The sequence below is a fragment of the Paenibacillus jiangxiensis genome (genome assembly GCF_046098255.1).
Classification (GTDB): domain Bacteria; phylum Bacillota; class Bacilli; order Paenibacillales; family Paenibacillaceae; genus Paenibacillus; species Paenibacillus jiagnxiensis.
Genome location: NZ_JBJURI010000009.1, coordinates 128,625 through 154,340, shown reverse-complemented (window position 1 = coordinate 154,340; position 25,716 = coordinate 128,625). Strand labels below are relative to the sequence as shown.

The 25,716-nt window shown below is 47.3% G+C and carries 29 protein-coding genes; 13 read left to right on the top strand and 16 right to left on the bottom strand.

Translation table 11 applies throughout. From position 1 onward, the window contains the following. Positions 1 to 35 precede the first annotated feature (35 nt). From ACI1P2_RS11385 to ACI1P2_RS11370, 4 genes are read right to left on the bottom strand one after another with little or no spacing between them, the layout of a single operon-like run. Positions 36 to 434: a tetratricopeptide repeat protein gene (locus tag ACI1P2_RS11385; protein WP_355319784.1), complete on the bottom strand. Its 399-nt coding sequence runs from the start codon at positions 432 to 434 to the stop codon at positions 36 to 38. A gap of 13 nt (positions 435 to 447) precedes the next feature. Next, on the bottom strand, positions 448 to 1,737 hold the full coding sequence (locus tag ACI1P2_RS11380) for a PTS sugar transporter subunit IIC (protein ID WP_355319782.1): 1,290 nt from the start codon (positions 1,735 to 1,737) through the stop codon (positions 448 to 450). A 27-nt stretch (positions 1,738 to 1,764) separates the two neighbouring features. Beyond that, the gene (locus ACI1P2_RS11375) at positions 1,765 to 2,073 is read right to left on the bottom strand and encodes a PTS sugar transporter subunit IIB (protein WP_355319780.1); all 309 of its coding nucleotides are present in this window, start codon (positions 2,071 to 2,073) and stop codon (positions 1,765 to 1,767) included. Between the two features lie 34 nt (positions 2,074 to 2,107). Continuing rightward, positions 2,108 to 4,210, bottom strand: coding sequence for a BglG family transcription antiterminator (locus ACI1P2_RS11370; RefSeq protein WP_355319778.1), 2,103 nt, complete (start codon positions 4,208 to 4,210; stop codon positions 2,108 to 2,110). Positions 4,211 to 4,451: 241 nt separating this feature from the next. On the opposite strand from ACI1P2_RS11370, the gene mntA reads away from it, so the two are divergent. The 3 genes from mntA to ACI1P2_RS11355 all read left to right on the top strand — a co-directional run bounded on the left by mntA (position 4,452) and on the right by ACI1P2_RS11355 (position 6,304). Beyond that, a complete protein-coding gene (mntA, locus tag ACI1P2_RS11365; RefSeq protein WP_355319776.1) occupies positions 4,452 to 4,856 on the top strand; it encodes a type VII toxin-antitoxin system MntA family adenylyltransferase antitoxin in 405 nt (134 codons plus the stop codon). A 4-nt stretch (positions 4,857 to 4,860) separates the two neighbouring features. Beyond that, positions 4,861 to 5,271, top strand: coding sequence for a type VII toxin-antitoxin system HepT family RNase toxin (hepT, locus tag ACI1P2_RS11360; RefSeq protein ID WP_355319774.1), 411 nt, complete (start codon positions 4,861 to 4,863; stop codon positions 5,269 to 5,271). A gap of 148 nt (positions 5,272 to 5,419) precedes the next feature. Continuing rightward, positions 5,420 to 6,304 carry a TIGR01777 family oxidoreductase gene (locus ACI1P2_RS11355; protein WP_355319772.1) on the top strand — a complete coding sequence of 295 codons (885 nt, stop codon included), beginning with the start codon at positions 5,420 to 5,422 and terminating at the stop codon, positions 6,302 to 6,304. 56 nt (positions 6,305 to 6,360) lie between these two features. Here ACI1P2_RS11355 and greA read toward each other — a convergent pair whose 3' ends face one another. Further along, positions 6,361 to 6,837: a transcription elongation factor GreA gene (gene greA / locus ACI1P2_RS11350; protein WP_355319770.1), complete on the bottom strand. Its 477-nt coding sequence runs from the start codon at positions 6,835 to 6,837 to the stop codon at positions 6,361 to 6,363. Between the two features lie 96 nt (positions 6,838 to 6,933). Next, positions 6,934 to 7,875, bottom strand: coding sequence for a ParA family protein (locus tag ACI1P2_RS11345; RefSeq protein ID WP_355319769.1), 942 nt, complete (start codon positions 7,873 to 7,875; stop codon positions 6,934 to 6,936). Positions 7,876 to 8,226: 351 nt separating this feature from the next. Here ACI1P2_RS11345 and ACI1P2_RS11340 point away from each other — a divergent pair, with 351 nt between their 5' ends. Further along, the gene (locus ACI1P2_RS11340) at positions 8,227 to 9,570 is read left to right on the top strand and encodes a helix-turn-helix domain-containing protein (RefSeq protein WP_355319767.1); all 1,344 of its coding nucleotides are present in this window, start codon (positions 8,227 to 8,229) and stop codon (positions 9,568 to 9,570) included. 273 nt (positions 9,571 to 9,843) lie between these two features. Here the strand turns inward: ACI1P2_RS11340 and chrA are convergent, their stop codons facing one another. From chrA to ACI1P2_RS11320, 4 genes are all read right to left on the bottom strand, one after another. Next, on the bottom strand, positions 9,844 to 11,004 hold the full coding sequence (gene chrA / locus ACI1P2_RS11335) for a chromate efflux transporter (RefSeq protein WP_355319765.1): 1,161 nt from the start codon (positions 11,002 to 11,004) through the stop codon (positions 9,844 to 9,846). A 203-nt stretch (positions 11,005 to 11,207) separates the two neighbouring features. Then, positions 11,208 to 11,414, bottom strand: a complete 207-nt coding sequence (locus ACI1P2_RS11330; RefSeq protein WP_355319764.1) for a FeoB-associated Cys-rich membrane protein — start codon at positions 11,412 to 11,414, stop codon at positions 11,208 to 11,210. A 33-nt stretch (positions 11,415 to 11,447) separates the two neighbouring features. Next, entirely contained in the window at positions 11,448 to 13,457 is a 2,010-nt protein-coding gene (gene feoB, locus ACI1P2_RS11325) for a ferrous iron transport protein B (RefSeq protein ID WP_355319762.1), read from the bottom strand. Then, positions 13,454 to 13,681 (bottom strand): FeoA family protein, encoded by a 228-nt coding sequence (locus ACI1P2_RS11320; protein ID WP_355319760.1) that lies wholly within the window; start codon positions 13,679 to 13,681, stop codon positions 13,454 to 13,456. The genes feoB and ACI1P2_RS11320 overlap by 4 nt, the downstream gene beginning before the upstream one ends. A 346-nt stretch (positions 13,682 to 14,027) precedes the next feature. Here ACI1P2_RS11320 and ACI1P2_RS11315 point away from each other — a divergent pair, with 346 nt between their 5' ends. Beyond that, positions 14,028 to 14,327: a type II toxin-antitoxin system Phd/YefM family antitoxin gene (locus tag ACI1P2_RS11315; RefSeq protein ID WP_355319759.1), complete on the top strand. Its 300-nt coding sequence runs from the start codon at positions 14,028 to 14,030 to the stop codon at positions 14,325 to 14,327. After that, the gene (locus ACI1P2_RS11310) at positions 14,328 to 14,717 is read left to right on the top strand and encodes a type II toxin-antitoxin system RelE family toxin (RefSeq protein ID WP_355319757.1); all 390 of its coding nucleotides are present in this window, start codon (positions 14,328 to 14,330) and stop codon (positions 14,715 to 14,717) included. Positions 14,718 to 15,140: 423 nt separating this feature from the next. Here the strand turns inward: ACI1P2_RS11310 and ACI1P2_RS11305 are convergent, their stop codons facing one another. Together ACI1P2_RS11305 and ACI1P2_RS11300 are read right to left on the bottom strand one after the other, a co-directional pair. Continuing rightward, a complete protein-coding gene (locus ACI1P2_RS11305) occupies positions 15,141 to 15,875 on the bottom strand; it encodes a Bax inhibitor-1/YccA family protein (RefSeq protein ID WP_355319755.1) in 735 nt (244 codons plus the stop codon). A gap of 171 nt (positions 15,876 to 16,046) precedes the next feature. Beyond that, positions 16,047 to 17,036, bottom strand: coding sequence for a radical SAM protein (locus tag ACI1P2_RS11300; RefSeq protein WP_408976199.1), 990 nt, complete (start codon positions 17,034 to 17,036; stop codon positions 16,047 to 16,049). A gap of 232 nt (positions 17,037 to 17,268) precedes the next feature. On the opposite strand from ACI1P2_RS11300, the gene ACI1P2_RS11295 reads away from it, so the two are divergent. Next, positions 17,269 to 17,637, top strand: a complete 369-nt coding sequence (locus ACI1P2_RS11295; protein ID WP_355319752.1) for a DUF805 domain-containing protein — start codon at positions 17,269 to 17,271, stop codon at positions 17,635 to 17,637. A 106-nt stretch (positions 17,638 to 17,743) separates the two neighbouring features. On the opposite strand, the gene ACI1P2_RS11290 is transcribed toward ACI1P2_RS11295, so the two are convergent. The 3 genes from ACI1P2_RS11290 to ACI1P2_RS11280 all read right to left on the bottom strand — a co-directional run bounded on the left by ACI1P2_RS11290 (position 17,744) and on the right by ACI1P2_RS11280 (position 20,282). Then, positions 17,744 to 18,952, bottom strand: coding sequence for a DUF4179 domain-containing protein (locus tag ACI1P2_RS11290; protein WP_355319750.1), 1,209 nt, complete (start codon positions 18,950 to 18,952; stop codon positions 17,744 to 17,746). Then, on the bottom strand, positions 18,939 to 19,475 hold the full coding sequence (locus tag ACI1P2_RS11285) for a sigma-70 family RNA polymerase sigma factor (RefSeq protein ID WP_355319832.1): 537 nt from the start codon (positions 19,473 to 19,475) through the stop codon (positions 18,939 to 18,941). The genes ACI1P2_RS11290 and ACI1P2_RS11285 overlap by 14 nt, the downstream gene beginning before the upstream one ends. Before the next feature lie 99 nt (positions 19,476 to 19,574). Further along, the gene (locus ACI1P2_RS11280; RefSeq protein ID WP_355319749.1) at positions 19,575 to 20,282 is read right to left on the bottom strand and encodes a DUF421 domain-containing protein; all 708 of its coding nucleotides are present in this window, start codon (positions 20,280 to 20,282) and stop codon (positions 19,575 to 19,577) included. 83 nt (positions 20,283 to 20,365) lie between these two features. Between ACI1P2_RS11280 and bluB the strand changes: the two genes are divergently transcribed. The 5 genes from bluB (at position 20,366) to ACI1P2_RS11255 (ending at position 24,442) form a co-directional block, all read left to right on the top strand. After that, positions 20,366 to 21,022, top strand: a complete 657-nt coding sequence (bluB, locus tag ACI1P2_RS11275; RefSeq protein WP_355319747.1) for a 5,6-dimethylbenzimidazole synthase — start codon at positions 20,366 to 20,368, stop codon at positions 21,020 to 21,022. A 116-nt stretch (positions 21,023 to 21,138) separates the two neighbouring features. Beyond that, positions 21,139 to 22,890: a carboxylesterase family protein gene (locus ACI1P2_RS11270; RefSeq protein WP_355319745.1), complete on the top strand. Its 1,752-nt coding sequence runs from the start codon at positions 21,139 to 21,141 to the stop codon at positions 22,888 to 22,890. A gap of 130 nt (positions 22,891 to 23,020) precedes the next feature. Beyond that, positions 23,021 to 23,806, top strand: coding sequence for a MerR family transcriptional regulator (locus ACI1P2_RS11265; RefSeq protein WP_355319743.1), 786 nt, complete (start codon positions 23,021 to 23,023; stop codon positions 23,804 to 23,806). Further along, a complete protein-coding gene (locus ACI1P2_RS11260) occupies positions 23,784 to 24,128 on the top strand; it encodes a DMT family transporter (RefSeq protein WP_355319742.1) in 345 nt (114 codons plus the stop codon). Before ACI1P2_RS11265 ends, ACI1P2_RS11260 begins: the two co-directional genes overlap by 23 nt. Next, positions 24,128 to 24,442 (top strand): DMT family transporter, encoded by a 315-nt coding sequence (locus tag ACI1P2_RS11255; protein WP_355319740.1) that lies wholly within the window; start codon positions 24,128 to 24,130, stop codon positions 24,440 to 24,442. Before ACI1P2_RS11260 ends, ACI1P2_RS11255 begins: the two co-directional genes overlap by 1 nt. Positions 24,443 to 24,448: 6 nt before the next feature. On the opposite strand, the gene ACI1P2_RS11250 is transcribed toward ACI1P2_RS11255, so the two are convergent. After that, a complete protein-coding gene (locus ACI1P2_RS11250) occupies positions 24,449 to 25,036 on the bottom strand; it encodes an NAD(P)H-dependent oxidoreductase (protein ID WP_355319738.1) in 588 nt (195 codons plus the stop codon). A 118-nt stretch (positions 25,037 to 25,154) separates the two neighbouring features. On the opposite strand from ACI1P2_RS11250, the gene ACI1P2_RS11245 reads away from it, so the two are divergent. Continuing rightward, complete coding sequence (locus ACI1P2_RS11245) at positions 25,155 to 25,583, top strand: MarR family winged helix-turn-helix transcriptional regulator (protein ID WP_355319736.1); 429 nt, start codon at positions 25,155 to 25,157, stop codon at positions 25,581 to 25,583. Positions 25,584 to 25,716: the final 133 nt, after the last annotated feature.

The following is a 25,716-nucleotide window of genomic DNA, read 5'->3' as shown; positions in this document are numbered from 1 at the left end:
TAACTTTTTGAACTCACACTGTTTGTTTTTCTGCCTTATCGCACACCACGCGTAACATCTTTGGAAACCTGCATCATTTGATCCATCTTTTTTAAATAGAGCTGTAGTGATTCTTCATCATTTATTTTTGCTGCTTCCGCGCGTTTCTTGTTATATAGTTTTAATAAAATCTTATACCCCTCTCCAACCGACTTTTTCGCTTGCAGACTTTTTTCAAACGCATCCATCGCATGATCCTCTTCACCAAGCTCATACAATGCCAAGCCGATCTCCTCATAAACTTTCGCTTGTTCCTCTCCGGCTATTTGATTGACTTCTTCCTTCTTCAAAGCGATCGTACGTAATAGTTCTTCCTTACGTTCTTCGGTTAATACCACTTCTGCTGCCTCTTCTTTTTTCGATTCTTTATCCCTCTTCTTGCCAAATCCGAACATGATGCAAACCTCCCTAAAATGCTTTCAGAAGTGGACCAATGATCCATGCATATAGTAAAGCGGCTGCTACGGTATCCACATCTGTCGCTGTTGCATTGACAAATCCCATATTGTTGAAAATGGTAACTAGCAGTGCCGGCAGCAGTGTAATGAAGAAGCCGTGCACAATACCTCCAATAATGGCTCCACGGCGTCCGCCTGTTAAGTTGCCAAAGATACCGGCAGTACCACCCGCGAAGAAGTTTGTTAGAATACCTGGCAAAATCATAGCCCAACCAAAGACAGGCAATACAAACATGGCAATAATGGAACCGATCGTAGTTGTGATGAACCCTACAATGACTGCATTAGGGCTATATGGAAACAATACTGGACAATCCAGCGCAGGCACCGCATTGGGAACCAGGCGCATGGCGATCCCTCTGAATGCCGGAACAATTTCACCCAGCAATAAGCGAACCCCGGCCAATAAGACATACACCCCTACTACGAATTGAATAGACTGGATGAACGCAAACATGATATAGTTGGTGCTTCCTGATAAGGTAGAACCAAACTCTTGACCTGCAAACGCGGCCGTAATGATATAAAGAGGAACCATGACTACCATTAATGATAGATACGTGTCTTGCAAAAATTCGAATTGCGCAGGTAATTTCAAATCTTCAACTGATTTTTTCTTTTCACCTTTTTCACCAAATAGCTTCGCTACACCCGCTTCCAGCACATAACCAATCGTACAAAAATGCCCCAGAGCAATTTCATCCATACCGGTAATCCTGCGGACAAACGGTTGTGCGATCGCCGGCATAGCTACGGCAAAGACGCCCCCAATGAAACCGCCTACTAAAATCAATGCAGCACCACGCAAGCCTGCAAAATAACCAAACACCGTTGTCATCGTTGACATCCAGAGAATAGCCTGACCCGTTAAAAAGATATACTTCCATTTCGTAAAGCGGGCAATTAAAATGTTAAATACAAAGATAGCTAAAAATGTTAGTGCGATATCCCGGCCTAAGCCTAATTCATTCATTGCCTGACCGTTAATTGCTTCAATCGAAGGAATAATCCCTTGCATATGGAAGCCTTCTGTAAAAATCTTGCCAAAATAGGTTAGACTACCGACGATAATACTGGAACCCGCCGACAGTACCATGAACCCTAACAATGTCTTTAACGAACCGGAAATGATTTGTCCTACGGACTTCTTTTGCAAAATCAATCCCAACATCGCAATCAACGCAACGGTGATGGATGCTTGTGTCAAAATGTTCTGGATGATAAAGTTTACAACTTCCATTTTCCCCCTCCTCCTCTTGGGAAGCTATTAAGCTAAAACGCCCTTTTCCTGTAATACCGGGGTGATTTTTTCTTCAATTTCTTGTTTGGATACAATATTTTTCAAATAAATAATGGTCGTCTGTTTAGGATCAATCGAGAATTTTTCAAATTGAGTGCGGAAATTTTGCGCGGTCATGATAATATCCGGTTTATTCGACACTGCGGACGAGATATCGCTATGATCCAGTTTTGCATCAACACCTAACTTACTTAGAACATCCTCAGCCGCCATTTGACAAGCGAAACTGCTTCCCAAGCCTGCTCCACATACGAATAAGATGTTTACCTTTTTCATGCTGCTCTCCCCTTTATTCGATTTATTTTGGTTACTATATATCATGAATGGGGGTATCCCCATGCAACGCCTGATTAAATGTCCTCACATCTTTGGCAACAAATAACTTATCTAATTTTTCAGTATCATCAATTAACTCAACCAGACTTTTCATCACTTTGATATGCGAATGAGAATTCACTGCGGCTAAGCAAAAGACAATTTTCACAGGATCATTATCCGGATGGCCGAAATTCACTGGCTCCTTTAATGTCATGACACTGAGGCCTAATTTATTCACCCCATCTTCCGGCCGCGCGTGTGCTAAAGCTAAATGCTTCCCTACCACGATATAGGGCCCAAATTCTTCAACAGACTTGATCATGGCGTTGATATATCGCTCTTCAATGACCTCCTCTTTGACCAGAGGCAGCGCAACCTTTGTTATTACCTCCTTCCAGTCCTTCCCTTCTTGATTTAGTAGAATATTAGAACCCTTTAAAACATCCTGAAGCATCGGCTGTATCTCCCTTGTATTAATTTTCAAATCATGTTTTTTAAAAGTTTCTTCTACTTTCTGATAGCTTTCCTGTGTTATCGTACCGCCGCTTTCTACAATCAACGCCAGCACATCCTGCATCAGCTTTGTGGCATCCAATTTGTTGGAAACCATTCTTTTTTTGTCCTCATTCTCAAATAAAAACGCTTTCAATTCTTTTTTATCACTTTCCCTTAAAATCGGATTCAGTAATAAAACCGGTTTTTGGGGATATTCAATCGGTATTGAAGTGAAGATTAAATCTACATCCAACTTGTCAATAAAGGCCAATTCATACGAGCTCAAAACCGCTACAATCTCGATATTAAATTGCCTTTTTAAATTCGCAGCCAGCAGCTTTCCTGTTGAAATCCCATGATTACAGACCACAACCGCCTGATACACATACTGTTCTTCCTCGTTCATCCGGCTAGCTGAAGTGGAAAAATATACGGTCAGGAAGCCGATCTCATCTTCCGATAATGCTTTCTTTGTATATTCCTCTATTCGCTTACTAAAGCAAGCAACTGCATCATACATGACTGCATAAGACTCTTTAATTGTATCTTTTAAAGGGTTACATGCCTGTAAATCATTCTTTGCTCTGCTTAACAACCCGGTGATGTGCTTATATAAGCCTTCATACAAGTCTCCTTCTTCCTGAGAAAAAGGAATTCCCGTTACTTTCTCGACATGCTCTATTAATTGAATAGCTAATAATTGTGCTGCAACCCAATCCAATGAATTATTCATATCTTTGGGATTGAACGATTCGATGGTGAAAGTAATATATTTAATTTCATTTAACGAAGGGTATAATGAAAAATCCGCACAAATCGCATCTACAAAATTTCTTACCGGGCCATTCTCGATCGCTGCTCTTACTTTTGCAAATTCACTAACGGTATTTCCTTCTTGCATGCGTCTTACCCATATACCTAAGAACAGAATGATCTGATTGCGATACACATGATTAATCTCCACTCTGGACTTTTTCAAGACTTCATCATACTGTGCCCCAAGTACCTGCAATACACTTTTATCCAAATAATCCAGGACAAATTTATTTACAGCATCTGGATCTCCGTCCCGCATGAGATGATCAATATCTGTCATACTATGAATCACACCATACAGCATAGATCGTATGGACCGCTCATCCCCTTCCAATACAATACCTTGCTTCGTTAAACTCACTACTGAAATGGCATATGGATTTAAATATTGACGAAGTTTACGCATATCCTCATCCAACGTACTTTTGGATACCTGCAACTTCTCTTCCATTTCATATAGCAGTGTAGTTTTTGTGGAATCCGCGATATCCAAAAGCAATGCAAGAAAACGTTCATCTGGCCGATAATAACCTTTTTCCCAACTGCCACCGACTTGCGCCAACAACTTTTCAGATTCTTGAGCAGGCAGGATTAATTTCATTCCTTTACCTCTTGTGGTAGTCACCATTGGATAATGATGCTCAGCCAAGTATTCATTAATCAGCACCAGTTCGTTTCGTAAAGTACGTTCACTAATACGGAATTCTTTGCTCAAATCCTCAAAAGTCAACGGTGTATTCACTCTTAAAAATCTTGCAAATATTCGCTGTGTACGCTCCTTCATGAAATGTAACCCCTTTCTTGACTTTGATTATAGGTTTTCAATTTACAAAAGTTTAGTGTAACTTTTTGCAACTTCAATCCGCAAAAATGTAAGCGCTGCACATAATGCACTCCATATATTGAAGGGGAAATTAAGCATCGAACGGCTTGCTTGTATTTCTGCACGTTTTTGGATACGCTCATGGTAAGGGTATCACTTGAAGGAGTCGCCCAAATATGATTTATTGAATGGATGGTGTGTCATGCCTTATCCGGGACTCGAACCAAGGCAAAAATCAGCCATAACCGATTATTTGAGTGAGCGTTTCAATGCTTATACTGTGATTTTATTCGGATCGGCTGCCAGGGGAGAAATGCGTCAAGACAGCGATGTGGATATTGCTTTTATATCCGATATCCCAGCCCCTTCCCCTTATGAATTATTTATGGCTTCATCAGAATTGGCCGATCTTGTCAAACGTGAAGTAGACCTGATTTATTTTCCTCAAGCCTCCTCTGTTTTTAAGGCCCAGATTATTGGAACAGGCGAGGTACTGCATGATTCGAAGCCTTATGTACGTCAGACGGCATTTATGCGGGCTTTGAAGGAATATGTCCTGCTTAACGACGAGCGAAAAGAAATCATGGAGAGCTACCGGAGAGGGTGAAGAAATGAACCGAGATATAGTGGCTAACAAATCGGAAACCATCAACAGATGTATGAGACGAATCAAGGAAGAATACGATGGAAAAATGGATAATCTCCTGAACTATACCAAGCAAGATTCCATTATTCTGAACTTGCAGCGAGCCTGTGAGGCATGCATCGATCTGGCCATGCATCTTGTTTCAGAAAATAAATGGGGAATCCCTCAAACCAGCCGGGATGCTTTTGATCTACTGATGGAAAATGGAGTGATTGACGAATCGCTTAACCGTAACTTGAAGGCCATGGTTGGCTTCCGCAATATTGCCGTACATGATTACAGAAGCATACGAGTCGATATCGTCCAGGCTATTATAGAGAAACACATGGATGATTTCGCTTTATTTGTGACAAAAATCAGAGATTGGGGTTCATAAATTCCCCAATGTCTGCAACAATCGCCGTAGAGTAATTTAAATCAATAAAACTACACTTTACCCCAGTTCCTGTGCAGCCTGCCGTCAGAAATGTAGTATACTCATGATGTACGCCCAAATCCATCCAATTTGGAAGCGAGTTGATTTCATGACACGTAAGGTTGTTTTAGCCGGCGGTACAGGCTTCATCGGGCGTTACCTTGAAGAACAATTCACTCAGCTCGGATACACTGTCGAAATCATTTCCAGACAGCCCGGGCATATTCCATGGACAGATCAAGCGCGCATCATTTCATCCCTGGAGGACGCCGAACTACTGGTCAACTTGGCAGGAAAGTCGGTGAACTGCCGGTATAACAGCACCAATAAAGCAGAGATTTTAAACTCCCGGACCCGGACGACCCGCATACTCGGTGAAGCACTGCTCGCGTGTAACAATCCCCCTGCGTTATGGATCAATTCAAGTACCGCAACGATCTACAGGCATGCGGAGGACCGCCCCATGACAGAGCAGGGCGGGGAGATCGGCACAGGCTTCTCCGTTGACGTGGCGCGGGAATGGGAGCAGGCCTTCTTCTCCTTCAAGCTGCCACGGACACGCCAGGCCGCGTTAAGAATCGCCATCGTGCTGGGCAAGGGCGGCGTCATGGGCCCTTACAAAAATCTGGTGCGCTTCGGCCTCGGAGGCTCCCAAGGCTCTGGACGGCAGAAATTTAGCTGGATTCATGTTGACGATCTGTTCGGCATCATTCGTTTTTTGCAGAGCAGGCCTGATCTGGACGGTATTTTTAACGCCTCCTCGCCCTATCCCGTTACAAACCGCGAGCTGATGCAGCAGCTTCGGGAAACGATGCATCAACGCATAGGACTTCCTTCTCCCCGCTGGATGCTAGAGCTTGGCGCAATTCTGATTCGCACCGAAACGGAGCTGATTCTGAAAAGCCGCTGGGTCCTGCCCGAAAGGCTGCTGAATGAGGGGTACGCCTTCCGCTTCGAGCGGCTTGACAGCGCACTTCAGGATATATTGGGCTGACGCAAAAAGCCATCTACCCGCTGTCCGTAAGGTAGATGGCCGTTTCGCCTGTTTTGTTAAGCTTTAATCTCCAGCAGCTCGTACTTCAAAACGCCGACCGGGGCATCCACACTGATGATGTCACCGACTTTTTTGCCAAGCAGCTCTTTGCCGAGCGGGCTTTCATATGAAATGGTGTTTTCTTCCACATTCGATTCTGCCGGCCCTACAACCCGGTACTCGATCTTCTCGCTGAACTCAATATCGTTCAGCACCGCAACCGAACCCACGCTGACCGTTTCCAGGTTCATTTGATCGGCCTCTACCACGCGGGCCGTCTTCAGCATCCGTTCCAGCTGCAAAATCCGGGTCTCCATAAAAGCCTGATCTTCCTTGGCGGAATGATATTCGCTGTTCTCCTTCAGATCCCCGTAACTGATGGCAACCTTCAGCCGTTCGGCGAGCTCTCTTCGTTTGGTGCCCTTGAGCTCACGAAGCTCCTCTTCCAGCTTCGCAAGTCCTTCCTTCGTTAAAATCGTTTCCTCATTGCTCATTTGCTACACCCCCTTGCGCTCTTACCTTCTATTTTACCCAATTCCCTCCCATCTTTCTATTCGTTGTATTGAAAAGACGAGCGTAATGAGTTCGGACTAATTTCCAGTTTGAATAGCATCCGACAGGACATCGTATAAGGAATCTAGACTACGATTTATCCTCTCCCGAGTTTGAGAAAACAGTTCATATAACTGCTGCTTCTTTTCCTCTTCTCTTGTTTCATCAGAAGAACACTCTTCAGAAGTTTCGATAAAATTCAGTAGATGCTTCAATAAATCATGAACTGCATTTTGATATTCAAAATTACTTTTTGAAGGTGTGAAAGATTTGTTCGTGTCAGGGAAATGCCCTTGTTGAACATGAAACTGGAGCTTTTTTAATGTTTCATAAAAATCGGGTATATCGATATTTCCAAACCCCTTAGCACCGCAGTATTCACGCACTAACGGCAACATTTCCGCGTTTAGTCCGGTGACTTCGTCCACCTTCATGGCCACGACGCCATCGATGATCAGTTCCGGGCGATAGTTTTTCTGAAAATTCAGAATGATATCAGTCATCTGAACCAACGCAGCTACCGCAAACAACTCCGGCTCGAATGGGATGATGATCCGATCGGCAGCCCCTAGAACATTGCTCGTGAGCATCCCAATATCCGAAGGGATATCGATAAAAATAAAATCGTACTGTTCCCGAACCTCCTCGATCATACCTTTCAGCAAATCCAGCGGATTGGGGGAAGCGGCAAAAGGAAAGTTGAACATCCTCTGATTGGCGGGGATGAGATCGAGCCCGTCGATAAGCGGAACTTTGACGTCCTGGATAGGGACCTCTCCAGCGAGCACATCATAAATGGTGAGCGTAAATTCTACAGGAGACTTCCCGAAGGCGATGGCTAAATTCCCTTTGGGGTCTGTGTCCACGAGCAGCACGCGAGCATGAGGCTGCGTTCGAGCCACGGCTGCGCCTAGGTTGCTGACAAAGCTTGTTTTCCCTACACCGCCCTTGGTTGTTGCAACTGCGTAAATCAAACCCATAGCAATTCACTTCTTCCTCAAAGTTGTATTTGCTCTATTCTATGAAATCAAGCCGCAAACTATTACATGGAAAAAATAGTATAATGATTCCGTTATCTACAAACCAGGGGGAATTGAATATGTGAACATTTTTGCATGGCCCGATATTCCGCAACTTAATTACGATATTTCGGGCAGATTTCTCTTAAAAAAGTGCCTGAAAAATATACACATCCCTACCAAAAAGCAGTATACTGATTCAGACAGGTAAAATATCCTCAGTTTGTTTGGTGAAGGGATGCGATATCGAAGTGAGCTGAGTTTGACATCAGGATTTACTGAACATGTCAACTTATGAAGGAGTGGTTTCATATGAGCAACATCACCACCATACGCTCGGAAGTCGAAAAATTTATGGAGCGTGAACAGCTTTCACTTAGCGATTTAGGACGCAAAACGGGACTGAATGTAGGGACTCTCAGCTCGATCTTCACTGGTGGCAGAATCATGTCGGTGAATCAGCTTGACCGGATCACCTCACTGATGGGGCTTCCCGAGGGCCATTTTTACGAATTATACATACAACAAGATAATATGGATGCAACCCAGCCGAACTGGAGACGTCTCAGACCCTTTATATTCAGATGTGCCGAATTGAACAAGCTGGATTGCATTAGGTACGCCACCGGTTGGCTGCTGGATAACATCGTATATTGTCCCGTGCTGTTTGATGCGGCGGAAGAGCTGCTGCGGGAAGGAAAAAAAGAAGCCGCAGCCATTCTTTACGAAAGTGTGGCCATCACGGAGCACTCCCAGCATTCCGAACGTCTGGCCCTCTGCCAATACCGCTTGTTTACGATCCGATTAGGTGAAGATCAGGCGCAAAATTTACAGGTCGCCGCCCAATTTGAGCCGTACGTGGAGCGCTTGGACGAGGTAATGCAATTAGATGCGCTCAAGGATCTGGCGAACGTCTACCGTTCCCTGCGAAAATGGGACAAAATGGATAAATTTGCTGAAATGATGGGAAACAGAGCAAGAAGGCATTACTTTGCAGAGACCCGGAGAAAGAGGAGTGGGGAAGACCTTTATTCCAAACTGAGCAGACCGTTGTTTGTGTATATTGCATTCAGTGATTTGCTTCGTGGTGAGATGTGTCATGAGCTTGGAGAATATGGGCAGGCTCTGCAATTTATTTTAAATTATACGGATTTGAGCTGGGTTAAGGAAAACGATACAGAGGCTTTGCGCTGGAAAGATCTTTTTCTGGAATGGGCAAAAACGAATATGTATGTCACTAAATTGTTTTCCGGAGATTTGAGCGTACTGTCGGAATATATAGCATATATTGATACTCAAAGGGATGACATTCTCCTGTCCTTGCTTAACATCGCTGAATTGGCGAACCGGTTTCACATTAATGTTGATGAAACTTTCGAGCATTTCAGCCCGGAGATTCTGTTGTTGTTAGAAACAGAAAACATACCGGGGATTCACCATAAGAGTCTAAACACAGAACGACTTACACGCTTACTTGATGAATTATCTGAATACTACTTGCGAAAAGGCGAGGTTCAAGCTGGATTTAAATATTTATTAAATAGTTTAGCAAAATCAGCTACAATAAACTATGATAGCAACATGTTTAAACGCGTAGAGTTATTTGAGTATTTCAGGGAATATGCGGATTCCGAAACATATTTGAAATACCAATAACTTTTTACAGGGGTGTACCAAAATAAAAAAACAATCGTCTTGCTCGTAACCGTCGTTAGCCTTTTACTTACGACCCCTGTACAAACGCCGTCGCCTTACCAAGTTATGGACCATAAGGGCGGGGCATAAAAAAGTAACATAATCGAATCAGACAGGCCAGCTTCCGCAGCTGGCTTTTTAACATTCAACCTTTCCGAGGTGCCGTTATGAATACAGTGACAGGCCGATCCCTCAAGGGTATCGGACTGCTGTTCGTTTAAAATTCTACTTATGCTAATAAATCAAAGCACCCGCGATTGCTCCGGCGATAACCACAACCCAGGGCGGCAGCTTCCAGAAAATCAGCATGACGAAGAGGATGGCTGCTATTGCAAAATCCAGCGCTCCCCGGACGGAACTCGTCCAGATCGGATCATAGAGCGCAGCGAGCAATATCCCAACTACGGCGGCATTTACACCCGATAGCGCTCCCTGCGCTCGGGGCAGACTGCGGATGAGCGTCCAGAAAGGCAATGCGCCGGCTACGAGCAAAAATGCGGGTAGAAAGATCGCGACAGTAGCGACCAATGCTCCCTGCCATCCGTCAGCAGCCGCCCCGATATAGGCGGCGAACGTAAACAGCGGACCGGGAACGGCCTGGGCGGCTCCATAACCGGCCAGAAACTGCTCGCCGCTGAGCCAGCCTGACGGCACGGTCTCCCTTTCCAGCAAGGGCAGCACGACATGTCCACCGCCAAACACCAGCGAGCCCGCTCTGTAAAAGCTATCGAACAAAGCAAGCCGGAAAGACGGGAACGCCTCTCGAAGCAGCGGCAGCAGGAACAAGAACGCAGCAAAAATGAGGAGACAGGCAGCGCCAGCCTTGCGGCTGACAGTCGTTTGCGCCGCTGCAATGATCGTCGCGTTCGTACTGCGGTACAGCACTAATCCTGCAATTCCGGCGGCAACTACAACAATCAGCTGACTTAAAGCCGTAGGCCAGAGCAGAACTATCACCGCAGCCAGAACGGCAACGGTCGCTCTGCTTCGGTCAGGCGCCAGCTTTTGTCCCATCCCCAATACGGCCTGGGCAACAATCGCCACCGCCACCAGCTTCAGCCCGTGAATCCAGCCGTCATTCATCATATCCGTACCCTGTAGCAGATAAGCGAACAGCGCCATGGCCACGGCCGAAGGCAGTGTAAAGCCGATCCAGGCAGCAAGCGCCCCGAGCCAGCCGCCCCGGAGCCAGCCGATGCCTATTCCCACCTGACTGCTTGCAGGGCCGGGCAAAAATTGGCACAGTGCCACCAGATCGGCATAGCTCTGTTCATCCATCCATTTTCTGCGCCGGACATACTCGTTATAAAAATAGCCCAGGTGAGCGACAGGACCTCCAAAGGAGGTCAGGCCCAGCTTGGCGGATACGCTCAGAATCTCCAACCATGATTTCATATTGCCCATTTCTTTAGTTGTCACCCCAACTCATGTTTGCCGCTCGATACTGAAGCTTGCTGTTCTATTATCACTGCCTTTTGTTTGTGATGTTATCGGTTTGCATTATCACAATATCAATTCTATTTCACGATTGCCCGCTTTTGAAAGCAAAAAAAGAACCCGAGCCACAATCGCAATCCGGATTCCTTTCCAAGATAATTTTAAATTTTTGATTGCTCTCCCTCTGACAGTCCATGCTCGCCGTATTTTGCCTCCGGCCGTGGTGCAGGACTGCACTGGGAAGCCCCGCACGAATCGGACAGGCTGCAGCCGGCGCATTTGCCTGCTTTCGTTCTACGGACATAAGCAGCGATGGTCCAGCCTGCATACCCGAAAACCAGGATACCGATGACAATGCTCACCAACACTGTACCACTTCCCTCTCCCTTAACGAGATTTGTTCAGCTATAACCCAACATTCTTCCCACATATACAATGGCCAATGAAATACCGTAGGCAATGATCAGGCCGTACAGTACGGAAAACCATGTCCAGCGAGCCGACATCGTTTCTTTCCGGATGACGCCTATGGTAGCCAGGCACGGCACATAGAGCAGAACAAATGCCATGAACGAATAAGACTGAAGAGCTGTAAACTGCCCTGCGAGCAGTCCCTGCAGAGCGGCTGTATCAGGCGTAACATAAATAATGTTCATGGAAGAGACAACGACCTCCTTGGCCAGAAATCCCGTAAGCAGTGAGGCTCCCGCCTGCCAGGTGCCAAATCCGAGCGGAGTGAGCAGCCAGCCCACCCCAGCGCCGATGATGGCCAAAAAACTCTGATCCATCTGAACACCGATGCCGGACGGCCCCGTATAGGTTAACAGCCAAATGACAACCGACCCGCCAAAAATCAGGGTACCCGCCTTCCGCACAAATCCTTTTCCCTTTTCCCAGGTGCTTCGCGACAACGACTTCCACTGCGGAATCCGGTAAGGCGGCAACTCCACCATAAACATGGACTCCTGCCGCTTCAATAGCGTCGCAGAGAACAGCTTGGCCAGCAATAGGGCCATCATAATCCCCAGCACGTATAAGGACAACACCACAAGTGCCTGATGGGTTTGAAAGAACATACCGACAAATAGACTGTACACCGATAGTCTGGCGGAACAGGACATCAGAGGTGTTAATATAATGGCAAGCAGCCGCTCCTTGGGCTGTTCGATTGTTCTGGCGGCCATGATGCCCGGCACGTTGCAGCCAAAGCCGATAATCATGGGAATAAACGCTTTTCCATTCAGTCCCACAGCCTCCATCAGGCGATCCATCACGCAGGCAATCCGTGCCATATAACCCGAATCCTCAATAAAAGAAATGATAAAGAATAAAATAAAAATTTGCGGAATAAACACCAGCACCCCGCCCACGCCGGCAAAAATACCGTCAATCACCAGCGACCGAATAAAATCAGCGGCCCCCAATCCCTCCAGCAGCCGGTCTGCCCCTGCTTTTAACGGACCGTTGATGAAGGCATCCACCCCATCCGACAACGGACTCCCCAGCCATTCAAATGTCAGCTTGAAAGTCAGATACATAAACAGCAGAAAAATGGGAATCCCCAGCACCTTGTCCGTAACAATTTTATCAATCCGTTCTGTAAAGGTGGTCCCTGCCTGCCGCGAACGGGCACAGCACTCCCGCAGAAGCGCCTGAATATGCTGACCGCGCTGCTTGCGGATATACTGTGACAGCCGTTTGGTCCCTTCTGCCTCCCGAATGGCTTCCTCTGTGCTTTTATACAACTCATCCAGCCAGTGAGCATCCATCCGTGCGGCCAACGCTTCATGCACCACCGAATTGCCTTCAAAAAACTGTATAGCCAGCCAGCGGGGTGAAATCATATCCTCCGCAATTTTATCGATCAGCCTGGAGACTGCCCCTTCCAACAGTTCGCCATAGGAAAGAGCATACGGCTGTGTTAATTTCATGAGCGGACTGACGTCCAATTCCTTCAGCACCTGTTCACATCCCCGGCCGCTTCTGGCCACGATGGGGATTACCGGCGTGTTCAGCAGCTGCGACAGTCTGGCAGGGTCGATCTGCAGGCCCTGTCTTTCCGCCACATCCATCATGTTCAGACCGATGACTACCGGCTTGCCGTACTCCAATAGCTGAATCGTTAAATTCAGATTCCGCTCCAACTGCGAGGCGTCGACTACATTCAGAATTAGCTCAAAGGATTCATGCAGCAAAAAGCGTGACGCCACCTCCTCATCGCGTGACAGAGGATTCAAGGAGTACAGGCCCGGCATATCGATCAGACGTCCGCCGCCGGATTTCAGCTGACCTACCTTCTTTTCAACCGTAACGCCAGCCCAATTCCCCACATATTCATAAGAGCCTGTTAACATATTAAACAATGAGCTTTTCCCCGTATTCGGATTGCCAGCCAGGACGATATCCGTCATACAGCCTCCACCGCAATCTGAAGCGCTTCTTTACGGCGTATGGCGATGTATTGACCGCCTGTCTCCAAGGTTAGCGGCCCCCCGAAGGGCAGGCGTTGTGTAATGCTTACCACGCTCCCTTCGAGAATACCCAGATCGTTGAGCCGTCTGCATATGCGCTGATTGCTGCATCCGATGTCGACCACCCGCACTGCTGCATTTATATTCGTTTCGACCAGCTTCATAGCTCCCACCCCAGCAAGTGATAATGATTATCAGTTAGTTAACCGGATTATATGACGTACGGTTTTCCCCTGCTGTGACATTTGTCGCACGGCCAGACCCGCCCGGAACGGACATTTCCCGAAGAGATTCACTGCACAGCAAAAAGGCCGCCTGAAAGGCGACCTCCGTAATGCAACCAGAAAAGCATTTGAACAACTAATTTCCAGATTGAATAGCCATCGTATAGGGAATGAAGTATGATTTCACGGATAAAAATACGTAAAATTATACGGAAGTAATGACAGACGTGGTATACTTAAAGAGGCAAACGGAATACTATATACCAAATCAAAGGAGAAGATAGGGATGGAAACCATGGCGAAACCTAAGTTTGATGTGGACCAAATGATCAGTTCCTCCGAAGCCTCCAAAAAATTTGGGGAGCTGCGCAAAAAAGCACAGCAGCTTCCGCAATATATTACGGATAACGGTACCGTTGAAACGGTACTGATCGGCTACAAGATGTTTGAACAACTCTATGACCGTCTAACCCAACTGGAGGAACAAGAGGAAGAGCGCATTTTGCTCGAGCGTATTGAAAGCCTTGAACGGAATCCAGCATCCGCAAAATCCTGGAAAGAAATCCGCAGGACTTCAAAAAACTGAATGGAGGAACGGTTTGATGTTCGCTTGCACGAAGCAGCGGAGAAAGAATATAACCGGCTGGATGGTTCTGTTCTGGAAGAGGTCGACAAAGCTATTGGCGAACTTATATATCGTGCAGATGAAGTCGGTAAAAAATTAAGTAATCACGGTCATACCAAGCTTGCGGGCTGTAGAGAAATCAAGCTCCGAAGCGCGGGAATCCGGATTGTTTTTCGGGTCACGAATGAAATCGTTGATGTCCTCCGTATCGTACATGTGCTTACGATTGAGAAAAGGACACGGGATTTGGCTTTTACAGTGGCGCATAAGCGCTTGAAAGCGGTCAGAAGTATTCCCAAGGATCAGCTGCAGAAGTATCTTGAACAGTTAGGGCAGTGGAGAAAAGGTTAAGACTATATGGCTTTCATCATTTGCGGTAAGGGAGCTGTGGCGAAAGCAAGCATATTAATAATAGTTTGGCAAAATCGGCTACAATAAACTATGATAGCAACATGGTTAAACGTGTACGATTGTTTGAGTATTTCAGGGGATATGCGGATTCCGAAACATAGTTGAAATACCAAAAAACAATCGTCTTGCTCGTAACCGCGGTTAGCCTGTTATTTACTTTTACTGTACAAACGCCGTCGCTTTACCAAGCTATCGACCATAAGGGCGGGGCATAAAAAAGATTACATAACCGAACCAGACAGGCCAGCTTTCGCAGCTGGCTTTTTACGTTAACCGTTCCGCATACATAAACGCTGACGAAGCTCTGTCCACAGCAAAAAAGGCCGCCTGCAAGGCGACCTCCCTAATATATTGCCTATACTGTTAATCCCGGCTGCGCAGCTTGGCCAGCAAGCGGATAATCTCCACGTACAGCCATACGAGCGTGACCATCAGGCCGAAGGCTCCGTACCACTCCATATATTTCGGTGCCCCTTGCTGTGCCCCGCTCTCGATAAAATCAAAGTCCAGTACAAAATTCAATGCGGCAATAATGACGATGACCACAGAAATTCCAATCCCGATCAGGCTGTTATCATGCAGGTAAGGGACCGTGATCCCGAACAAACCAAGGATAAAGCTCAACAGATACACGATGGCTATGCCCGCCGTAGCGGCAAATATGCCGAGCTTGAAATTCTCCGTTGCCCGGATCACACGTGTTTTGTACGCGATCAGCAGAGCGATGAATACACTGATGGTAATCAAGGCCGCCTGCATGGTAATGCCATAATAGAGCGTTTCGTAGGTTGCAGAGAGCGCACCCAGGAATAGTCCTTCAGCCACTGCATAGACCGGAACCAGGTACGGGGCGGCTGTAGGTTTAAAACTGATGATGAGCGCCAGAATAAAACCCGCTACAGCGCCGCCAATAGCCAAGCCTCCTACGTTGTAGCCGTTGAAATACATCGTCCAGGATACGATGGCTGCCGCTATAAGCAAGGCAAGGGTCATAAACGCCTTGTTTACCGTACCGCCAATCGTCATCGGGTCATGTGCAGAATCAAAGCGGTCAAAAGTGTTATCGCTCAATGTCGGATTGCCACTGCGTCCTATCAAGATAATCCCCCTACAAAGTCATTTTTTTTCAACTTTATCATAGACTAAACCATCACCAAAGTAAAAACCTGGTAATCCCATGCATGTACACCCGTCCTCTAAGATATATAGGCAATAATTATCCAAATTAGTACGGCTCACAGCATCCGGCAGCCCTTTTTTGTGTACCCCTTACCGTTCTTGCCTTAAATCTGAGGGAAAAAGCGCATCGTACGCAGGGCAGGGAAGCTTCGCCAGAAACTGTTGTAGCAGCTCGGGCTTGTGAGTGTAAATATCTTTTAATACGGTCCCTTCGTAAATGTTGCCGATGACGACCGGGTGGCACAGCTCGCAAATCAGAATGTTGCCATTCCCGTGCAGGTGAAGCTGCTTTTTGCCATCCACACAGTGTGAAAAATAAACACCAGACTGCTCCCTGAACCCCAGCGCTTCCGCAAACCGGTCCATACAGGTAAAGTAAAGCACCGTGTCATCCCTTTTACATGCAATTAGCTCCTGAACCGACCGGATTAACGCTTCTCTGGAGGCAATGGCGTTCCAGCTGCTGTGATTCATGACAATGCTGTTCTGAATTTCATGAATACGCACACCAAGCTCATATACTTTATCACTAATCTCCCTCATATTGTTCTGGGTTTCCGCAAAAAGCAGAGTTTCCAGCACCGTTTCCAGCTTGGCTTCCGTGCATAAGCGGATATTCTCCGTGATTTTCTCGTAGATGCGAGGGTGAATGCGGTAATAAGCAGCGAATTGCTCAGCATTTGTAAAATTAAATGAGATATGGATGTTCGTGAGTCCGGCATCGCGCAGCCGCTCAATCCGCTCGGCGTTCAGCAGGCTTGCATTGGTGTTCAACTGGGTGGCAATCCCCCTTGATGTACAATGGGCTACAATTTCAAGACAATCCTCATACTTGAGGGTCACTTCGCCGCCTGACAATCGCACACGCTTCAAAGTAGGGATATCATCGATAATCCGGATCACCTCGCTGCCGCTGATGATCTGTCCGTCGTTCCGTTGGTAAGCACAACAATAATCGCATTTGAAATTGCAATTTGAGGTCACTCCGACCTCAAGCCCCTCCAATTCATAAACTTGCGGCTTTTGCAGTTCAAGGGACTTATACTTCGTCTCCCAAGTCACTTTCAGGTTCCTCCCCATCTTAAATATGGTTTCTTGCACATCCTGCAATTATATCCAAGGGGATCACGTGCGTAATATGACTTAAGTTGCTCTTTTTCGAGCAAATTTGCTTGAACGCGTAAACGCCAGCCGGAATTTTTAAGCCGTCGGTATGATTCAAACTTGCAAGCGGTTCTCCGATAATAACTAAAGGTGTGGATGCGGTTTATACTCCTTCCACCATACATATACACTTTACAGGAGGAAAATCATGAACTGGTATGTATCGGTTTTAAAAAATTACGTAGGCTTTCAGGGAAGAGCGAGAAGAGAAGAGTTCTGGATGTTCTATCTTGTTAACTTTGGCATTACCATTGTACTTGGCCTGCTGCAAGCCTTGCTCGGTATTGGTCAGTTCTTAACCACGATTTATGGCCTGGCCATTCTGCTGCCATACTTGGCCGTAGGCGCCCGCAGACTACATGACACCGGAAGAAGCGGCTGGTGGCAGCTGCTCTTTCTGATTCCTATCGTCGGCATCATTATTCTGATCGTGTTCTGGGTGCAGGACAGCCGATTCGGGGACAATCAATACGGACCTAACCCAAAACATGGATCTAATCCAAATCTGAAGTTCTAAAAGAGACGCAAATGCGATCTTCCTAAAGCTTAAACCCTAGACAGTGGGCCCTCCCTGAGCCATCTTTGGATGACTTTCGGGAAGGCCCCTTGTTTTGATACATAGTTTATTTCTGGCTGTCATAGAGCTTTGCCAAGTCGGCCTTATTGACCGGAATCGTGATTTCCAGGTCCTTCAGGTATGTCTTGACAATCTCCCCGTTGCTGTCGAGTTTATATTGGCCGCCTTTCGCGCCAGGAACCTTAAACTCGGGCTGGAACGCTTTGAGTGTAATGGACCCAGGGGCCTCTTCAAACCGGTCAAACAGCAGCTCTCCACGCTGATGTTTTTGACTGTTATCCGTGTAGATCCCCATTCCGAATACCAAGCCCAACTCCCGGCCCTGATCATCCCATATCTCGAAAAGCACATTTTCATCATTAACAATTTCTGATGGATCGGTCTGCTCGATATCCATTTGGAGCGCCGTGGTGATTGGCGTGAATTTAAGCTGTTTCAGCGTTAATTTGAGGCTGCCCCACTGTCTGGTTTCCTTGGTTGGCACAACGATTTGCTCCGTATTTTTATGAACAGGGATTTCCATGACAAACGGCTCAGCTATCCCTTCAAGCATAACTTTGACCTTTAATTGAAATTGGTCGGTCAAGACGGCCTTCCGCTGCTCCAGGTGGGAGAAATCACTCCATTCAAACAGCATCGCGTTGGGATCGGAAGTCGGTTTGCCGACCCAATTCATCCTCTGGCCTGCAGTGGAGAAGTCGCGGGTCGAAGTGCCGTTTATAAACGTCTCCATCTCGGTTATGGTTCCCCGAGGATAAATATCTTTAGAGGTTTTCCCTTCCCTTACCGTTTCATGATCCATGATCCCTCCGACCAATCCTTCACCCTCACGCTTAACGGCCACGGACAAACGGATTCCGTCATAGACGACCTGAGGGATGCTGAGCGTTACTCCTTCATGTGTGACGCTGGCATTCGGCTGATCCACCAGCCCGCGCTCCTCCGCCGTCTGCAGCCCCAGGTCTTTGGCCAGCTTGAAAATGCTGCCGACGACCGGGATTTTCTTAAGCGTCTCTGCCATAACAGGCGATATATAAGCGCTGCTTACCACTCCGATGACGGCTGCTGCTGCAGCCGCCCCAAGAACCCGGCGAATCTTTTTGGCACGGGGGCTGCGACCGCTCCGGGTGTGCATGGGGAGATCGGCCAAGGAAGCATAGACCTCATCCTGGCGTCTGCGGATCATATCCGGTACCTCGGTCAGCAGCTCTTGTCCTGTCTTTCGGAGCTCTTCATCCAGATCAGCGGGTTTCATAAGCCCATCCCTCCTTTCGTGTGCGCTGTATCCGTTCCATCAGAATCGAGCGGGCTCTATGCAGGCGTGCCCTTACTGCACCTTCCGAGATATCCAGCGCACTTGAGATCTGTTTAACAGGCAGATCCTGAAAATAAAACAGATGAATGACGATGCGAAGCGACTCATCCAATTGGCTCACCGCTTCATGCAAATCGATTTTGTGGCTGTCATCATAATAAACAGGAGACCGATGTGCTTCAGGCGGCTCGGCCATGGCAATGGTTCTGCCCCGGCTGCGGAGCAGTTGGTTGCACTCATTTATTAAAATCCGGATCACCCAGGTTTTGAAATACTTGGGCTGGCGCAGCGAAGCCAATGATTTATAAGCTTTAAGTGTCGTTTCCTGAAAAGCATCCGCACAATCTTCATCGTGTCTCAAAATGGACTTCGCCAAGCCGTACAGCTCGGGCTCCAGCCTCCGGAAGAGCCGGATAAATGCTTCACGATCTCCCCGCTGTGCTTTCTTGACTTCCAGTTCCATATCCTGCACGGGTTTCAACTCCTTTTGAGGGCCCTCTATAGGATTAGATGGATAAGCACCCGGAAATGTTATATTGCCGGCAAAAAAAAGCCGATTGATCTATTCCTTATCAATCGGCTTGTTCACTTGATCCTTATAGTAATCAAAAAAAAGCTGCTGGCGCGTGCCCCTCACGGCATAAAAGACATCGGATATGCTTTTTCCTTTCTTTTGCAGCTCCTGCTCAAGCCATTCTCTCGTCAGGTTGCTTTTTTGCAAATTTTTGTCGATCACCTGTCCGTCCATAATGAGCTCAACGGGAAAATGCTCATCAGCCGGTGCATGCATAACGTCTTGCTTGGTCGCATGCTGGTATTTTTCTTTTCTTAGTACAGACAGTTTCCCATTATCCTCTAGAACTGCATACTTGACTTCATCGACGTTGAAGATATCCTTTTCCCTTAGGGCCTGGTTGAGCGAATCGAGAGTATACCGCATTTTCCTCATATTATCTTCAAGAATCTTCCCATCCTCAATCATGACTGTAGGCGCCCCCGAAATCCGGTTTCTCCATTTCCTGCTCTTCAGTGCCAGCACGGATAACAGCAATGATGCCAGGGTAAACACAGTAAATGCCAGTATAAAATGCCTCCAGTTGATGGACTCATTAAAAGACAAGTTGGCGGCAATGGAACCCACGGTTATACTTGTTACAAAATCGAGAAAGGTCATATTTGAAATCGTCTGTTTGCCCAAAATCTTCGCGATGAACAAAAGCAGTACAAGGGCAGCGACGGTTCTTATCAAAATTTCCATATACACATTCATTCGTGAGCACCTCCACGGACTATGATTTCCAAATTAATGAAGGTGTATCCATGGCAACTTGATCTGCAAAGGAGCTAATCCATATGTTTAGTGAACAGGAAAAAGAGGCATTGTACAAAGTCATTTACACGCGCAGAGATATCCGGACATTCTTGGACAAGCCTGTTCCGGAGGACTTGATCCCTAAAATACTGCATGCCGCCCACCATGGCCCGTCCGTCGGTTTCATGCAGCCGTGGAATTTCATTCTGGTGACCGGCGAAGAGACCAAGGCGCGCCTGGCCTGGGCGGCTGATAAAGAAAGAAGAGCGCTGGCCATTCATTATGAGGACCAGAAGCAGGAGCAGTTCCTCAGCCTGAAGGTGGAAGGAATTATGCAGGCTCCGCTGACGATCTGTGTAACATGTGATCCCACACGCGGCGGCTCCCATGTGCTCGGCCGGAACTCCATCCCGGAAACCGACGTGATGTCCACGGCATGCGCCATCCAGAATATGTGGCTTGCGGCCTGCGTGGAAGGTCTGGCGCTCGGATGGGTCAGTTTTTATAAAAAGAACGACATCCGGGACATCTTGAACATTCCTCCCCATATTGATCCGGTCGCTTTGTTATCTGTCGGTTATACAGACCATTATCCTGAGAAACCGATATTGGAGACCTCCAATTGGGAAAAAAGGAGAGGCTTGCAGGACCTGATTTATCACGAGCATTGGGGAAACGCCCATCTCCATCAGACATAGTATGTAACCTTTTGGTCATAACCTATATTGATGCATGTGCATTGATGTAAGTTTCTGGCTTATCCGTGATTCCTATCCGGAATCCGGATTGGCCGGTCACAAAAGGAGGCATAAAGATGAAAGGAAGATCCTTGTTGTCTACTTTTCTCATTGCAAGCTTGCTAATCGTGCTGGTTTTGGCAAGCGTTTACAAGACGGCGCAAGCAGCCAATAAAAACAGTGAAGGGGAAGCCACTGCCTCCTTTTCTCCGAAGATCATACAGCAGACCGAATTCGGCAAAGTCAAAGGCTACAAGGATGAGGCCAATAACACATTGATCTGGAAGGGCGTACCGTATGGCGGCCCGACATCTGGAGCGCAGCGCTGGAAAAAGCCAATAGATCCCAAACCATGGAAAAACGTGTTGGATGCCACCAAGGATGGCAATGTTGCCATTCAAGCAGGCCCGAGCGGCGCAATTGGGTCGGAGAACGCATTGAATCTGGATATTTACCGCCCCGCCAACCATAAGCAAAACCTGCCCGTCATGGTCTTTATTCACGGGGGAAATAACCAGGGCGGCGGGTCCGGCGAAATCGCGGGTCATTCGCTGGTTAACGATATCGATGCGATTTTTGTATCCGTCAATTACCGGCTTGGCCCATTGGGATTTAACCCGCTGCCTGCTTTGAATACCGGGGACCCATTGGAGGATTCCGGAAACTATGCTTTGCTGGATATCGCCAAGTCGCTGGATTGGGTCAAGGAAAATATCGGGTATTTCGGCGGAGATACCGGCAATGTGACGGTCACAGGGTTCTCAGCTGGCGGACGAGATGTCATGGCCATGCTGGCTTCACCTATTTTCAAAGACAAGTTCGATAAAGCCATCTCTTTCAGCGGAGGTATGACCATCGCGGATAAAACGGACAGCGCGAAGGTATTTGCCAAGGCTATTGCCCCGCTGGCCGTGCAGGACGGGAAGAAGAAGACGGAGGAGGAAGCTTATCGCTGGCTGCTGGCCCCGGGCTCTGATGTGAAAAATTATTTATACAGCATCCCGGCGGAGAAGCTGGCGGGACTGATGGGCAATGCATCGATCCGGATGAGCGTATTCCCCCATTTGTACAATGACGGCGTCGTATTGCCCAAGGAGGGCTTTGACACCACCGTGTACAACTCTGTACCTCTGCTTATGCTTACGGGTGAGCAGGAATTTTCCTTATTCGCCAGATCTGACCGATATTTCGCAGACAGCGTCTCCAGCGGAGAGATTAACACCGATCCAGATAAAGTGGCCGAATACAATTTTGTGAATCGGTACGGCGGCCAGCTGTACAGCCTGTTCAATGTAGAGGAATCCGCCCGGACCATGAAGCCCCACTATCCTGCCGATATTTATGGCGTAGAAATTGAATTTGGCAGCGATCCATATGTGGCCGGTGAAGCCATGGCGGCATACGGCTCATTCCATGGTGTTTTTATGCCACTGCTGGATACTGCGAATCAGAACTACAAGGATCTTGCCGGAGATGGCTATAGATCCGCAGGGGCCAAACAACTGAGTGTTATTTTTCAAAAATATATCGGAAATTTCCTGAAAACCGGCAACCCGAACGGGGATGGCCTGGTGACCTGGAAAGCATGGACGAAGGAGAACGCCGCCGCGGGCCAATCCATTCTCAGGCTGGACGCCAACAAGGCCAGAGCCATTGTCTACATGTCCAATAAGGAATTCACCTATGAAGATGTGCTGCAGGCTATGGATAACGACCATACCATTTCTGCAGAAAGCAAACAGGCCCTGGTCTCTCAGGTGCTTAACGGAAGATGGTTCAGCCAGAGGCTGGACGAGAAATATAATAATCCGTCACTGTGGGTAAAATAACAGGCCAGACTTATGTCACCTGCATGATCCGGAATAGCCATGATGCTGACGCTTCACGGCTATTTTTTTGCCCCCTTGACTCTCATGTATACTTGAGACTCTATAATCGAAACCGAAAGGAGATTTGCTCATGTACACCATTGGCCAGCTGTCCAAAAAAACAAAAATCCCCATTAGCACACTGCGCTATTACGATGAGGTTGGAGTGCTTAAGCCTGCCCAAGTAGCCGATTCGGGTTATCGGTATTATTCAAATGAAGAACTAAGGGTACTGCATCATATCACTGCCTTGAAAGAGCTGGGCTTCACTCTCTCCGCCATCAAGGAGCTTCTGGCTGCCGAAAAGAGCGAGCAGGAGTTCAGGTGGAAATCTTATCTCGACTTTGAGCTCGAAGCGGTTGCCAAACAGAAGGCACATCTTGAAGAATTGGAAAAGCTGCTGCAGACGACCAAATACGCGCTGGAGATGAAGGGGGAAATCGAGCCGGAGGATATTTTTTTGTTCATTCAGGCTCTTCAAACACCCCCGGACTTTCGGGACTCTTTCCTTACCCGGCATTTTACTACTAGGGAAATTGAAATTATTCGCAGCCTTCCGGATTTAAGCTCTGACGACCCGCGCTCCATGCAATGGGCCAAAATGGTCCGCGCAGCCAAAGAGCATCTTCACGAACCGCCATCATCTGCAATTTCTCGGGAGCTTGCCAGGCAGTTCGTTCAGATTTCAATGGATTGGTTCGGGCAGGACGAGCAGTTGATTGAAAAATACTGGGCACTCATTCGTCCCGAAAGGGATGAAGAGGCAAAATTGTTCGGCATGGATCGGGAGACCATGGATTATATAGACAGCATTGTGGACTGGTACCTTGAAAACGAACAGGAGGAAAACGTTGATGGCAAAGGAAAAACAGATTAGCTCAACAAGAGCATGGATTTATGTCATTACTGGCGGCTTGCTTGAAATTGTCTGGGCAAGCGGCTTTAAATACGAGAGCATCCCCGGCATCATTGTTCTTGCATCCCTGATTGCCAGCTTCGAGCTGATCATTATGGCGGCAAAGGTTCTGCCGGTAGGAACGGTTTACGCTGTTTTCGCAGGCATGGGGACACTTGGCACGACAGTGGTTGAGATCACCCTTTCCGGCAAAGCCGTCAGCCCGCTGAAGATTGGATTCATTCTGCTGCTGCTCGTCTGTATTATCGGCTTAAAGCTAACGGCTAAAGGAGGGAAAGCCTGATGGATTGGCTGATGCTTATCGGTGCGGGACTGCTGGAAATCGTAGGGGTTATCGGGATACAGCGGGTTGCCAAAAAAAATAACTGGACCAACAATCTCATCATGATCGCCGGTTTTATACTCAGCTTCATGCTGCTCTCCAATGCCATGACAACGATACCTTTGGCTACGGCCTATGCCGTGTGGACCGGTATCGGGACCGTCGGAGCCGCGATTGTCGGCATGTGCTTTTTCAAGGAATCGAAAAGCTGGCTCCGGCTCATGTGCATACTTGGCATCATTATATCTGTTGTTGGTTTAAAATACTTCAGTTAGTCGTTCTTAATGGTCTATGGCTTTAAAATAGCGATAGACCTTTTCCAGCTTTTCTTTGTGCCTGCCTTTTGGGTTCTCCATGCTGCCAAACTCAAAGAATTTCACCTTTTTTACACCAACATAGCTGAGCAAGGCCCGTTTCATAAGTATTTTGTGGGCGTTGTTCAGCCATAACAGGGGGTAGCCTGCCGGACCTTTCATCACCGATATACAAACCGCCGACTTCCCTTTTAACAGCCCTTCCGGAAAAAGTCCGCCTGTATCCCTGTATGCAAAGCCTGACGCAAACATCCGGTCTATATATCCGAGCAGCATGGCCGGCGGCCGCCCCCACCAGATCGGATACACCATCACGATTTTATCGGCCCATGTAAGCTGTTCCCTGTACTTGGCCAATTCCGGGTCAGTGTGCATATCCCTTCTGCGTTTGGTTTCATTGAACACCAGCGCAGGGTCAAACTGCTCCTCATATAAATCCAGCACCTGGACCTCTTCAATATGAGGATTCTCACGACAGCCACGCAGGACTTCCTGCAAAAAAGCATAACTCAAGCTCTGATGATTGGGATGCGTATAAATAACCAACAGCTTCATTTTTTATCCTCCAATTACTTATCATTTGATAACAGAAAGATATCATCTCCACATTTAGTTGTCAATTGATAATTGTTTTTTGATAATTTTTTTGCTATCGTCACCTAGAGGTGATTCTATGGATACAAGCTCTTTTTTTCAAAAAATTGTGGCCTTCACGACCGCCGTTCATGAAGTAAAGCTGGAACTGACCAAAGATGTGAAATCCGAGGCCATTACGCCTGTTCAATATAAAATTCTGGAATACCTTGTCGTAAGCCAGCCCGTGACGCTCAGTGAAATCAGTGAATGTACACAGATGTCCATGCCAAATACAAGCCGTGAGCTGCGGAAGTTAAGCGAAAAGCAGCTGTGCGAGAAGCATACCGACACGGAGGACCGCCGCAAGCAGGTGATCCGTCTTTCTGAAAAAGGAGAAGCGATGATGCACAAGAGCTTCGAACGTATCGAGTCTCGATTTGCGGAGCGGATAAAAGAGGTATCGGAGGAAGAACTGAAAGAGATTGAACGTGCGCTCGAGCTTCTTCATCATAAGGTGTTCTATTGAGAAGATAAGTCTGCTCAAGTCTTCACTGAATGTTATGGAGCACGAAAAAAAGCTATGCCCTCAAATCTTAATGAGGGGAGCATAGCTTTTTTAGGCTTTCTTGTTCCTTATATTCAACTTATATTCAGCTTCA